Source organism: Symbiopectobacterium purcellii, assembly GCF_019797845.1.
Taxonomy (GTDB): domain Bacteria; phylum Pseudomonadota; class Gammaproteobacteria; order Enterobacterales; family Enterobacteriaceae; genus Symbiopectobacterium; species Symbiopectobacterium purcellii.
The window spans coordinates 4,158,724-4,172,683 of record NZ_CP081864.1 but is presented as its reverse complement, the minus strand read 5'-3'; the positions used below and the strand labels follow the sequence as shown (position 1 = coordinate 4,172,683).

Genomic DNA, 13,960 nt, shown 5'->3' with positions numbered 1-13,960 from the left:
TGTAACGCCGTCCTACCAAGCTCGTTTTGTTGCGAGCAGGCAGACATTCCCACTTTTTTTTGCCAGGTAGCTGCCCGATTCTGGCTACACTGCCGTCATGGATAAAAGCACCTTTGTTGATGCGGGTTTTACCCTGCCGGAATTGCTGATTGCACTGACGCTTATCGCCTTGTTATCCGCAGGCGGAATTCAGGGCTGGGCCGTCTATCAACAGGCTGTGCGTCTCGAGCAACAAACGCAGTTGGTGATGTTGTTTCTGCAACGCGTGCAGGCCAATGCCTACCGGTATAACGACACACGCACGGTAAGTGTAATACAAGCCGGTGGAACGTGGTGTTTGCGCGAAGGTACAGGTGGGGCGTTGAGCTGTCATGAGGGCACTGGCGGGCGTTTATTGCCCTCAGCTCGCGATGTACGCATTGCCGCAATGGCGCGTCCGACGGTCATCTTTTATGGTCTGCGCAATACGGCGCAGGCAGGACACCTGGTGTTGGAGAATGGTGCCGGTCGTCTGCGTATCGTGATATCGATCTGGGGGAGGATACGGTTATGCAGCGATACGCCGCCAGTTTTAGGCATTCCGCGTTGTTAAGCCGCAGAGTCGGCGGGTTTAGCCTGATGGAGGTGCTGCTGGCAATGCTGGTTGGCTGCGTGATGGTTATCGGCTCTATGCAGATTTACCCTACGCTGCACAGGCATAGTCAGAATACGCTACGCCATTTCTGGTTAGAACAGCGGATTCATCAGGCACTGTTTGCGCTGGAAAAAGATCTGCGCCGCGCGGGTTTTTGCACCAGTCGCTGTCAAGATAATGTCGTAACCTTAGGGCAATTTCCCGGTGAGACGGCGAACAGTTGCGCAATTGTTGCCTATGATTTTAATCGACGTGGCGGTGCGCCGCAGCGTCGGGAAACGTTTGGATACCGGTTGCGTGCAGGAGCATGGGAAACACAAGTCAGCATTGTCGATTGTGGCGGCGGCGGATGGGAGCGACGGCTTGATCCGCAGGAAGTGACGGTAACGCGTTTTGAAGTGATTGCATGGCGTAATGTGACCGGACTGGCGCTTTATGAAGTGCATCTGGCGGGACACTGGTTTCGCCGCCCTGATATCGCACGCCATACGGTGCGCTGGATTGCAGGGCATAACGCATGAAACGCTGGTGCCAGCAGGGCAATGGTGCACTCTTAATGGTGATGCTGTTGGCAGCCTCGGGGCTGCTGTTAATGACGGGGATGCAACGGCAGTTGGACAGTGCGCTCTCTCTTACCCATGATGAGCGCCGCTATTGGCAAACGAGGGTGTTGGCCGAATCGTCGTTACAATGGGGTCTTGGACAAGAGTGGCTCATGGGCAATCGTTCCGACGAGCAATGTCTCGGCTATGCCGCAGAAGGGCTGCAAGTCTGTTTACGCCAGGTACCCGGTGAACACTATATGTTGCTGCGCGGTGAGGGACATCTTCCCCGTTCTTCATCAGTGATGGTGCTCTATCAGCGTGTGGTACCCATCGAGCCAGACGGTGAAACCAGCCCGTTGAAGCCAATCACAGGAGGTTGGCTGGATTTTTGCCCCGAAAGGCAGGAGGCCATTTGTGGCGGATAGCCGGAGAATGCCGTGTGGAAGCTGTCGACAAAGGCAATATCAACAAGGGTTTGGGTTGGTGGAAACCGCCATCGCCGCGCTGTTTTTTGCTGTATCGGTGTTAGGATTACTGCAATATCATCAGCGGTTGCAACAGGCCTTTGTACATCAATGGCAGCAAAGGCAGGCATGGCATCTGGCATATCAACAGTTTGCCATTTATGCTGCCGGTCGGGGAGGGGAGGCATTAACGTTGTTTGAACGCGATCTCCCTCCTGGATGGCAGTTAGCGTTGACAGAGCAGTACCCGACGGCAGCCTGCCTGCGCGTCTCCTCGACGGTGACAACGCCGCAGCACTACCAGGCGTGCTTGTACCGTTGGTTTTGTTTTACTGATACGAATCGGCGAACCGTGCCTGAGGGCAATTGACGGTGAGCGGGGTTCGCGGGCACCGAAACGGGAATCATCATGTTCAGGGTTTATCACTCAAATCAGTTAGATATTTTGAAAACGCTGATGGTGACGCTGATAGCGCGCCAACCGTTACAGGACCCTTTCCAGCCTGAAACGATCCTGGTTCAAAGCCCTGGTATGGCACAATGGTTACAGATTGAACTTGCCACTCACTTTGGTATTGCTGCCAATTTGCATTTTCCTTTGCCCGGTGTTTTTTTGTGGGACATGTGTCGGCGCGTGTTACCGGATATCCCGGCGGAAAACACCTTTAGCAAAGAAGCGATGACCTGGAAGTTAATGCATATTTTGCCTCAGCAGCAGGATAATCCGTCATTCTTGCCGTTGAGTCACTATTTGCAAGATGATGCCGATAAACGCAAGCGGCATCAACTCGCCGGGCGAGTTGCAGATCTGTTCGATCAATACCTGATTTATCGGCCTGAGTGGATCAAACAGTGGCAAGCCGGTGCGCTGGTGGACGGGTTGGGGGATGCGCAGGTGTGGCAAGCCGAGCTGTGGCGTGCACTTTTGCAATACAGCGCGCAACTTGAACAGAAAGAGTGGCACCACGCTCGCCTTTATCAGCGCTTTATCGAGATGCTGGAGCAAGCCACTACCTGCCCGCAAGGGTTACCGCCACGCGTGTTTATCTGCGGTATTTCAGCGCTACCGCCGGTTTATTTGCACGCGCTGCGTGCATTGGCAAAGCATATTGATGTGCATCTGCTGTTTACTAACCCATGCCGGGATTACTGGAGTGATATTCAGGATCGCCATTTTTTAGCGAAGCTGAAAAGTCGTCAGCGTCGCTTGCACAGCAACAGCCTCAGCGCCGAGGAACAATACCGTCCGCTGTTTCGCGATCCTGCCAATGTTGATGGGTTGTTCAACGATGAGGGCGAACAGCGCATTGTGAATCCGCTGCTGGCAAGCTGGGGAAAACTGGGGCGTGATCATCTCTATCAGTTGGCGCAGATCGACGAGGTCGATGATATTGAAGCCTTTGTCGAGCTTGATGGCATAACGCTATTGCAACAAGTGCAGCGCGATATTCTGGAACTTGATGACGGCAGCGTGATTGCCGATAGCGCACAAGCGCAGGCTAGCAGTGAACGTAAGCGCCTGCTTACGCCGCAGGATGCTTCTCTCACTTTTCACGCCTGCCACAGTCCTCAGCGTGAGGTCGAAGTACTGCACGACCAACTGCTGGCAATGATGGCAGAGGATGAAACACTCACGCCGCGTGATGTTATCGTTATGATGGCGGACATTGATAGTTATACGCCTTTCATTCAGGCGGTGTTTGGTAATGCGCCGACAGCGCGCTATTTGCCTTTCGCTATCTCCGACCAGCGAGCCCGCCACGCGCACCCGGTTTTGCCTGCATTTCTCAGCCTGTTGGAGTTGCCACACAGTCGTTTTACCGCCGAGCAGGTGCTGTCGCTGCTTGAAGTCCCTGCGCTTTCTGCCCGTTTTGGTATCGACGAAGAAGGGCTGCGTCGTTTGCGGCTGTGGGTGATGGAATCTGGCGTGCGCTGGGGGCTTGATGATGACAACGTGCGCGATCTTGATTTGCCGGTCACCGGCCAGCATACCTGGCGTTTTGGTCTGACACGCATGCTGTTGGGCTATGCGATGAACAGCAGTTCGGGGGCCTGGCAGGGCGTGTTGCCCTATGATGAATCGAGTGGGTTGATTGCCCAACTGGTGGGGCAATTGGCGGAGTTATTGGCGCAACTCAGCCAATGGCGTCAGCGTTTACGGGTAGCGCGCACGCCAGCGCAATGGCTGCCGCTGTGTCGGCAACTGTTGGACGATCTTTTCATTGCGGATAGCGACAGCGATGCCGCGCTGTCTTTGATTGAGCAGCAATGGCAGGCGATGCTGGGGGCGGCAGTCGCCAATGCGTTTGAGGAGGCGATCCCGGTGGCATTGTTGCGTGACGATTTGTCCCAACGCTTGGATCGGGAAAAACTGAGTCAACGCTTTCTCGCCGGTGCCATTAACTTCTGTACGCTGATGCCGATGCGTTCGATACCCTTCAAAGTGGTCTGTCTGCTGGGGATGAACGATGGGGTGTATCCGCGCTCGCTGCCCCGGTTGGGGTTTGACCTGATGGCGCAGAAAGGGCAACGCGGTGACCGCAGCCGTCGTGATGATGACCGTTATTTGTTTCTGGAAGCGTTAATCTCGGCGCAACAGCGCCTCTATATCAGTTACATCGGTCGCGCCATTCAAGATAACACGCAGCGTTATCCCTCCGTGTTGGTGAGCGAACTGATGGAGTATTTAGCGCAAAGTTACCATTTGCCAGGGGATGAGGCGCAGGATCTGGATACCAGCGCGGCACGCGTATGTGCGCATCTGTGCTGCGAGCATACCCGTATGCCGTTTGACAAGGATAACTTTCTTGAACACGCTCAACCGTGCAGCTTCGCCAGTGAATGGCTTGCCGCGGCTGGGCGCGCTGGATTGCCGCAGCCGCTGTTTGATACGCCACTGGAGCCTATCACTTACTCCGATATTACGCTGGATGCGTTGAAACGTTTTTATCGCCACCCTGTCAAAACCTTTTTCCAAGCGCGTTTGGGCGTGAACTTTGTCGTGCAGAACGATGAACTGCTCGATGAGGAGCCATTCGCTTTGGATAACCTCAGTCGCTATCAGTTGAATGCGCAATTACTGAATGTGCTGATTGCGCAAGAGGATGCGGATGAACTGCTACACCGAGCCCGCGCGGCGGGCGAGCTTCCCTATGGCGCTTTCGGTGAGTTGTATTGGCAAAAACAGCGCCAGGAGATGCAAGCGCTGGCTGACAGCGTCAGCACGGAGCGTGATGCGGCGGGAATGACCAGCCTGGAAGTGGACATGACGCTAGACGGTGTACGCCTGAGTGGTTGGGTGATGCAGGTACAGCGCGATGGTCTGTTGCGCTGGCGCCCAGCGCGTTTAGGCATGAAAGATGGCGTGGCCCTGTGGTTGGATCATCTGGCGTACTGCCTGGCGGGAGGTTTGGGAGAGAGCCGCATGTATGGCCGTGAAGAGACAGTCTGGCGCTTTGCTGCAGTTTCTGTGGACGAAGCACAACGCCAGATGGCGCATATGATTGAAGGATATCAACAAGGCATGAATGCCCCACTATTATTACTGCACCAGAGCGGAGGGGCTTGGCTGCAAGCATGCTACGATGCATCAAGTGGCACGTTGAACGATGCCTCCGATGTGGTGCAGAAAGCGTTGAACAAGCTGCAACAAAGCTGGGCTGGCAACATGATGTTGCCCGGTGAAGGCGATGATTTCTATTTGCAGCGTATCGTGCCGGAACTGGATGAAGCCCGCATTGAGGCGATTGTTACAGCGGCAAAAACCTGGCTGTTGCCGATCCTGCGCGCCAATCAGGCATAAGCGAACGGATGTGATGGCAGTGAATCAAGAACGGCGAGATTGACGTGAGAGAAAGGACGGTAATGAAGAGAGAATGGCGTAAACAGTTTGCCTGTTGTATTGGCATGATGATGTTGTTGCTGAGCGGTGTGTCCTCAGCGTGGGCGCAAACCGCAGGGTGGCGTCCTTTGGAGCAGGTTATTCGCAAGGGAGAAAACGATCCGCGTAATTATCAGGCGATCACGTTGGATAACGGCATGACGGTATTGCTGGTGTCCGATCCTCAGGCAACCCGTTCGTTGGCATCGCTGGCGCTGCCTATCGGTTCACTCGACGATCCCAACAGTCAATTGGGATTGGCCCACTATCTGGAACACATGGTCCTGATGGGGTCCAAACGCTATCCGCAGGCGGATGCGTTGGCTGAGTTCCTGAAAAAACACGGTGGCAGCCATAATGCGAGTACTGCTCCGTATCGCACTGCGTATTATCTCGAAGTAGAAAATGCGGCATTACAGCCTGCACTCGATCGCCTGGCAGATGCCATTGCCGAGCCGCTGCTTGATCCGGTTAATGCAGATCGCGAACGCAATGCCGTCAATGCGGAATTGACCATGGCGCGCTCGCGCGATGGGCATCGCATGGTGCAGGTGGGCGCGGAAACCTTAAATCCAGCGCACCCGGCGTCACGTTTTTCTGGCGGGAATCTGGAAACCCTGAAGGACAAGCCCGGCAGCAAGTTGCATGACGAACTCTTGGCGTTCTATCAGCGTTACTACTCGGCTAACCTGATGAAAGGGGTGATATACAGCAATCAACCCTTACCGGAGTTGGCGAAAATGGCGGTAGAGACCTTCGGGCGTATTGCTAACCGTCAGGCCAAGGTGCCTGCTATCACTGCGCCGTCAGTGACGGACGAGCAGCGCGGTATCATGATTCATTACGTGCCAGCGCAGCCGCGCAAACAATTGCGTATTGAGTTTCGCGGTGATGTCATGGAACAGACCGACCCTACCAGTCAGGCATTCCGCAGCCAAACCAACACCTATATCAGCTATTTGATTGGCAATCGCAGCCAAAATACGCTGTCGGACTGGCTGCAAAAGCAAGGGTTGATAGAGTCTTTAGGCGCAGGAGCTGACCCCATTGTTGATCGTAACGGTGGCCTGTTTACTATCTCTGTTACCCTGACCGATAAAGGCCTTGAGCAGTATGACGTGGTAGTGGCTGCCATTTTCCACTATCTGCAACTGTTGCAGCAAGAAGGCATCCAGCAGCGCTATTTTGATGAAATCTCTCGCGTGATGGCGCTCGATTTCCGCTATCAGTCCGTTAAGCGTGACATGGGCTATATCGAATGGCTGGTGGATACCATGATGCGCGTGCCGGTGGAACATACGCTGGATGCCGCCTATCTGGCCGATCGCTTTGATCCCGATGCGATTAAGCAACGTTTGGCCAGCATGACGCCGGAGCGTGCGCGTATCTGGCTGATAAGCCCTGATGCACCGCACAACAAGGAAGCTTATTTTGTTAATGCGCCGTATCAGGTGGACAAAATAGCCCCTGCTCAGTTTACCCGCTGGCAAACGCTGGGCGAAAAGATGGCGCTCACGCTGCCGACGCCAAACCCGTATATCCCGACGGATTTCTCGCTGATCAAGCGCGGTGAAGCGCAGAACTACCCGAAAATGGTGTTACAGCAACCAGGGTTGCGTGTGCTCTATATGCCGAGTCGCTATTTTGCCGATGAACCGAAGGCGAATGTCACGGTGTTGCTGCGTAACCCGATGGCGCAGGATACGGCGCGCCATCAGGTGATGTTCCTGCTGAATGACTATCTGGCGGGTTTAGCGCTGGATGAGTTGAGCTATCAAGCTTTGGTGGGTGGGATCAGCTTCTCCACCCGTGGAAATGATGGGCTAACCATCAATGCCAATGGCTATACGCAGCATCTGCCTAAACTCATGCTGGCGCTGGTTGAAGGGTATGCAAGCTATACAGCAACCCCCGCACAGTTGGAGCAGGCCAAATCCTGGTATATCCAGCAGTTGGACGCCGCTGAAAATGCCAAAGCGTATGAGCAGGCACTTGAGCCTGTTCAGGCTATCTCTTCGCTGCCTTATACCGAGCGAGAAGAGCGGCGCGCCCTGATTAAAGATATTTCGCTGGACGATGTCATGGCTTTCCGTGATGCGCTGTTGCGTGATGCTGCACCGGAAATGCTGGCAGTCGGTAACCTCACCGAAAGTCAGGTAACGAAACTGGCGCAGGATATCAAAGCGCGTCTGGCGTGTTCGGGGCAAGTCTGGTGGCGTTCCCCGAGCGTGGAAGTGGCGCGTACTCAGCTTGCCAACCTGCAACGTGCAGGAAGCAGCACCGATTCTGCGTTGGCTGCGGTGTATATCCCGACCGGTTACGGTGAAGTGCAGGGCATGGCGTACAGTTCGCTGCTCAATCAGATTATTCAGCCTTGGTTCTATAACCAGCTGAGAACGGAAGAGCAGCTCGGCTATGCGGTGTTCTCTTTCCCGACCATTGTTGGCCGTCAGTTCGGTATTGGGTTCTTGCTGCAAAGCAACAGCCAGCAGCCTGCTTATCTGTACCAACGTTATCTGGATTTCTTCCAGAAAGCCAAGCCGCGCCTGCGTGCCATCAAAGCCGATGAGTTTGAACAGTATAAACAGGCGTTGATTACCGAACTGAGTGAGCGTCCGCAAACGATGAACGAAGAGGTTGGGCGGTTGCGTAACGATCTCGATCGTGAAAACTTTGCCTTCAACACCCGTGAGAAATTGATTGAAGCGCTAAAACCGCTGACGGTCGAGCAACTTGCGCGCTTCTTCGAACAGGCTCTGGCACCGCAAGGGCTGGCGGTGTTGTCGCAAATTTCGGGCAGCCATTACGGTAAGGCTGATTACGCTGCACCGAAAGACTGGACGCTTTATCCCAATGCATCAACGCTGCAACAGACGCTGCCAGTGAAACAACGCGTGATTGAAAAACCGCGCAGCGGCGTGTTGTCTGCTGAAAAAGTCTCGGCGGTTGAGAAAAAAAACGTGGTTGAGAAGGTTGTTCCATGAGTCAGGATACGCCGCGTACGCTTGATGTGCTTACGCTTCCCCTGTTTGGGGAACAGTTGATAGAAGCGTCTGCCGGTACGGGTAAAACCTATACGCTGGCCGGGCTCTATCTGCGCCTGTTACTCGGGCTGGGCGGCGAGGCGGCGTATCCTAAACCTCTGTTGGTGGAAGAGATCCTGGTGGTGACTTTTACCGAGGCGGCGACTGAGGAACTGCGCGAACGTATTCGTTCCAATATTCATGCGCTGCGACTGGCTTGCCTGTGTGGCGAAAGTGAAAATCCGCTTTTCTCGGCACTGCTGACGCAACTTCCCGATAAGCCGTCGGCAGCACAACTGTTGCTCGATGCTGAGCGACAAATGGATGAAGCCGCCATCTACACCATCCATGGTTTTTGTCAGCGCATGCTAGGAAGCCATGCCTTTGAGTCCGGTTCGCTGTTCGATCAGGAATTGATCGAAGATGAACAGCTTCTTACTCGGCAGGCCTGTGCCGATTTCTGGCGGCGTTACTGTTACCCCTTGCCCTTCGATGTGGTTAGCGTCATTGATCAGCTTTGGCGGGGGCCGGATGCGTTACAGCGCGAACTTGCCCCCTATTTACACGGCGAAGCGCCACAATTGCATAACCCGCCTGCTCCGGACGAGACGCTGTTACAGCGTCATCAGCAGATTCTGGCGCGCATTGATGATATCAAGCAGCAGTGGCGGCAGGTGGCGGCGCAGGTGGAGAAGTGCATTCTCGAATCGGATGTGGATAAGCGCAGTTACAGTAACCGTTATCTACCGGGCTGGGTAGAAGGCGTTAGCCTTTGGGCCGAAGCGAAAACCACCGATTATACCTTGCCAAAAGCGCTGGAGCGGTTCGCTCAATCTGCGCTGAACGAGAAAACCAAAAAGGGGGCATCCCCTGTGCTTCCTGTGTTTTCGGCGATTGAAATGCTGCTTACCACGCCGTTGTCACTGCGCGATATTGTTATCGACCGGGCGTTGCATGATATTCGCGCCACGGTGCGCAGCGAAAAATTGCGCCGCGCAGCCTTGGGGTTTGACGATCTGCTCAGCCGTATGGATGAGGCGCTGCGCCAGCCGCTGGGTGAGCAATTGGCGGCCGCGATACGTCAGCGCCATCCGGTGGCGATGATCGATGAGTTTCAGGATACCGATCCGCAGCAGTATCGTATTTTCCGCGCCATCTATGGTGAACAGCCCGACAGCGGTATGCTGTTGATCGGCGATCCGAAACAAGCTATCTATGCCTTTCGCGGCGCGGATATTTTTACTTATATGCGGGCGCGTGCCGATGTTAAGGCGCACTACACGCTGGAAACCAACTGGCGCTCTTCCCATGACATGGTTAGCGGTGTCAATCGCCTGTTTCAATGCGTCGATAATCCCTTTATTTTTTCGGCGATCCCTTTTTTGCCGGTTAAGCCTGCACCGAGTAAACAGGGGCTGCGTTTTGAGCTGGATGGCGTGTCGCAGCCTGCACTGCAATTTTGTCTATCGGGCTCGTCGGCGTTGGGGACAGGCGAATATCAACAACTGATGGCGCAGCAGTGTGCCATGCAAATTCGCGACTGGTTGCAAGCGGGTCAACGGCATACTGCCTGGCTGGATAATGGTCGCCAGCGCTCTCCCGTGCAGGCATCAGATATTTGTGTTTTGGTACGCAGCCGCCATGAAGCGGCGTTGGTGCGTGATGCGCTGCGCCGCCTTGCTATTCCCTCCGTTTATCTCTCCAACCGTGACAGCGTCTTTACTACACCGCAAGCGCGCGAGGTGCTGTGGTTGTTGCAGGCGGTGCTGGCACCAGAACAAGAACGCACGTTGCGCAGCGCGCTGGCGACCTCCTTACTGGGATTCAGCGCGCAGCAGATTGATGCGCTAAACCAGAGTGAGGCGGAGTGGGATGCACAGGTCGATACCTTTGCCGAATTTCGTGGTCTTTGGCAGCGGCGTGGCGTGCTCCCGATGCTGCGATCGCTCATGTCGCATTATCATTTGGCGGAAAACCTACTGGCTAGCCGTGAAGGTGAACGCCGGTTAACCGATTTTTTGCACCTGGGCGAGCTGTTGCAACACGCCGGGGCTACGCTCGAAAGTGAGCATGCGTTGGTGCGTTGGTTGTCGCAGCAGATTTTGCAGCCCAATCCTCAAGCAGAAAACCAGCAACTGCGGTTAGAGAGCGATCGCCATCTGGTGCAAATTGTCACCATCCATAAATCCAAAGGGTTGGAATATCCGCTGGTCTGGTTGCCCTTTATTTGTCACTTTCGACCTCAGCCTGAGGGCGTCTACCATGACAGACGCACTTTTCAGGCGCTGCTCGACGTCAATAGTGGGGAAGAAAGCCAGCAGTTGGCTGAGGAAGAGCGGCTGGCGGAAGATCTACGGTTGCTGTACGTGGCGCTGACGCGGTCGATTTACCACTGTAGCGTGGGGGTGGCACCGCTACAGCGCACCCGACGCAAGAGTGAAACGACTGACATGCACCTTAATGCGCTCGGCTATTTGCTGCAACGCGGCAAGGAGGCGGATGCGGAGACGCTGGTCGCTGCACTGCATGCGTTGGAAGGCGATGGCGTTGCGGTAAGCGCTGTGCGCGAATGGGATGGCATTCCCTGGCAAGATAGCGTAGAGAAGCCAGCAGTACTGCGTGCCAGTGAATGTGAGCGCCTGCTTACCAGTAATTGGCGAGTGACCAGCTATTCTGGTTTACAACAGCATGGCGCTCAACAACATCCTCTACAGCTGGGGGGGGCAATGGCGCAAGAGCTGTTTCCCCGCCTGGACGTTGATGCCGCGTTGGATCCGCGCAACCTTGCCTCTGAAGGGAGTGAGCAAGCGCTCACCCCGCATACCTTCCCCAAAGGTGCAGGGCCGGGAACCTTCTTGCATAGTCTGTTTGAGACATTGGATTTTAGCCAACCCGTCAGCGTTGAATGGCTGGAGGATCAGTTGACAGCGCATGGCATGGCAAGCGGGTGGGCACCCACCTTGCAGGTGTGGTTTTCGGCTCTGCTGCATGCGCCGCTGAATGCGGATAGGGCCGCTTCTGATGCCCCATTGACGTTGGCAAGCGTGCACGCACAGCATCGGATTGCCGAGCTCGCCTTTTATCTGCCAATAGATGCCCCGCTACAGGCCACCGCGCTGGATGCTCTGGCAAAACGTTATGATCCGCTGTCAGCGAATTGTCCACCACTCTCCTTTCAGCAGGTACAGGGGATGTTGAAAGGCTTTATCGACCTGGTGTTTTGCTGGCAGGGACGTTATTACCTGCTGGATTATAAGTCGAACTGGTTGGGAGAAAGCGCCAGTGCCTACACGCAGCCTGCCATGCAATCGGCAATGATGGCGCACCGCTATGATTTGCAGTATCAGCTTTATACGCTGGCTCTGCATCGCTATCTGCGCCATCGGGTGCCGGATTATGATTATGACCGCCACATTGGTGGCGCTATCTACCTGTTTTTACGCGGTGTCGATCCGGTTCTTCCCACGAATGGTATTTTCACCCAGCGCTTGCCGCGCGCCTTTGTTGAGCACCTCGATCGCTTGTTCAGCGGTCAAGTGGCACTGTCAGGAGAACGCCTATGATGGACTTGCTGGCGACGGCGATGGAGCGCCAACTGCTGCGCCCACTGGATGTACAGTTCGCGGATATGCTGACCGATGGACAACCCACACCGGTGCAACTGGCGGCGGCGTTGGTAAGCGCGGGGGCGGGGGCGGGCAACGTCTGTTTACCGTTAACGGAATTGCACCCTGATTCCCTGTTTGATGGTCGCGATCCTGCATTGGCGCATGCGCTGTGGGCGCTCGCAGGGCTACCGGATAGTGCGGCGTGGCAGCAACACCTGCTGGCTTCGCCCGCCGTGAGCGATGGCCGTGAGACCACGCCGCTGGTGTTGCAGCACCAACGGCTTTATTTGCAACGCAATTGGCTGAGTGAAGTGCAGGTGGCTGCCTTTTTTACCGAGAATCATCTCGTTGATATTCATACCGATCCCCTTGCTATACGTCGCGTGTTAGACCGCTTGTTTTCACCGGTTGATGCTGAGGTTGATTGGCAAAAGGTGGCTGCCGCTGTAGCGCTGACGCGCCGGGTCTCGGTGATTTCCGGCGGACCGGGCACGGGAAAAACCACGACGGTGGCTAAACTGCTGGCTGCCATGTTGTTGCTGCATGAAGGGGATAGGCCGTTGCGCATACAACTGGCGGCCCCGACAGGAAAAGCCGCCGCGCGTTTGACGGAGTCGCTGCGCAGTGTGTTAAGCAAACTGCCGCTGGAAGAGGCTCAGCAGCGTCATTTGCCGCGGGAAGCGACTACGCTGCACCGTCTGTTGGGCGCGGTGCCTGACAGCCAACGCTTGCGCTATCATCAGGGCAATCCGCTCCATCTTGATGTGTTGGTGGTGGATGAAGCCTCGATGGTGGATCTGCCGATGATGGCAAACCTGGTATTGGCACTGCCTGTGACAGCACGGGTGATTTTCCTTGGCGATCGCGATCAATTGGCCTCCGTTGAGGCTGGAGCGGTATTGGGCGATATCTGCCGTTTTGCCGCGCGGGGCTATAGCGCTCAACGCGTTGAGGAACTCGAACCGCTGACAGGCTATCGGTTGGCTGCCTCATCTGAAGCCAGCCCCGCGGTGGCAGACAGTTTGTGCCTGCTGAAAAAGAGCTACCGATTCGATCAGCACTCCGGCATTGGCATTGTGGCGCGCGCGGTAAATGGTGGCGATGAGCGTCAGGTCCGGCAGGTGTTGCAGGATAAACATGACGATCTGCACTGCATGCCGCTGGCGCAGGAAGAGGATTACCAGCAGATGGTGGCACAGTGTGTAGCGGGGTATAGCGACTATTTGCAGGCGGTATCACAGAGGCAGGACGCCGCACAGGTGCTGGCGGCATTTAACCGTTTTCGTTTGTTATGCGCACTGCGTGACGGCCCGTTTGGTGTCGCCGGTTTAAATGCGCGTATTGAGCAGGCGTTGCAACAGGCCGGGTTGATTCATCGCGGCCGTAATCCGACGAATCCCTGGTACTCTGGCCGACCGGTCATGATTGCACGTAATGATGCGCTGCTTGGCGTGTTTAACGGCGATATTGGGATCGCCATGCCGAATGAGGCGGGGGAGCTGCGCGTTTATTTCCAACTGCCGGATGGTCAGATGAAACCGGTCAGCCCGAGCCGCTTGCCACCGCATGAAACCGCCTACGCCATGACCGTGCACAAATCACAAGGTTCGGAATTCGATCATACCGCACTGGTGTTGCCGAACGGCTTTTTACCGGTGTTGACGCGCGAATTGTTGTACACCGCGGTTACGCGCGCGCGCGCGCAACTGTCGCTCTACGCCGAGATAAGCATCTTGTGTCGCGCGGTGAGAACACCGACGCGTCGCTTTAGCGGACTGGAAACACGCATACTTTCCGGTACTTGAA

Annotated in this window: 8 protein-coding genes; all 8 read left to right on the top strand. The window is 55.5% G+C overall.

Going from position 1 to position 13,960, the window contains the following annotated elements:
- Positions 1-97 precede the first annotated feature (97 nt).
- The 8 genes from K6K13_RS19320 (at position 98) to recD (ending at position 13,959) form a co-directional block, all read left to right on the top strand.
- Positions 98-592, top strand: a complete 495-nt coding sequence (locus K6K13_RS19320) for a prepilin peptidase-dependent protein (protein ID WP_222158429.1) — start codon at positions 98-100, stop codon at positions 590-592.
- Positions 550-1,155, top strand: a complete 606-nt coding sequence (locus K6K13_RS19315; protein ID WP_222158428.1) for a prepilin peptidase-dependent protein — start codon at positions 550-552, stop codon at positions 1,153-1,155. Before K6K13_RS19320 ends, K6K13_RS19315 begins: the two co-directional genes overlap by 43 nt.
- Complete coding sequence (locus K6K13_RS19310) at positions 1,152-1,604, top strand: YgdB family protein (protein WP_222158427.1); 453 nt, start codon at positions 1,152-1,154, stop codon at positions 1,602-1,604. The genes K6K13_RS19315 and K6K13_RS19310 overlap by 4 nt, the downstream gene beginning before the upstream one ends.
- Before the next feature lie 7 nt (positions 1,605-1,611).
- Positions 1,612-2,013, top strand: coding sequence for a prepilin-type N-terminal cleavage/methylation domain-containing protein (locus K6K13_RS19305; protein WP_222161181.1), 402 nt, complete (start codon positions 1,612-1,614; stop codon positions 2,011-2,013).
- 39 nt (positions 2,014-2,052) lie between these two features.
- Positions 2,053-5,445 carry an exodeoxyribonuclease V subunit gamma gene (gene recC / locus K6K13_RS19300; protein ID WP_222158426.1) on the top strand — a complete coding sequence of 1,131 codons (3,393 nt, stop codon included), beginning with the start codon at positions 2,053-2,055 and terminating at the stop codon, positions 5,443-5,445.
- Between the two features lie 62 nt (positions 5,446-5,507).
- Complete coding sequence (gene ptrA, locus K6K13_RS19295; RefSeq protein WP_222158425.1) at positions 5,508-8,507, top strand: pitrilysin; 3,000 nt, start codon at positions 5,508-5,510, stop codon at positions 8,505-8,507.
- Positions 8,504-12,109 (top strand): exodeoxyribonuclease V subunit beta, encoded by a 3,606-nt coding sequence (gene recB / locus K6K13_RS19290; protein WP_222158424.1) that lies wholly within the window; start codon positions 8,504-8,506, stop codon positions 12,107-12,109. The genes ptrA and recB overlap by 4 nt, the downstream gene beginning before the upstream one ends.
- Positions 12,106-13,959: an exodeoxyribonuclease V subunit alpha gene (gene recD / locus K6K13_RS19285; RefSeq protein WP_222158423.1), complete on the top strand. Its 1,854-nt coding sequence runs from the start codon at positions 12,106-12,108 to the stop codon at positions 13,957-13,959. The genes recB and recD overlap by 4 nt, the downstream gene beginning before the upstream one ends.
- Position 13,960 lies beyond the last annotated feature (1 nt).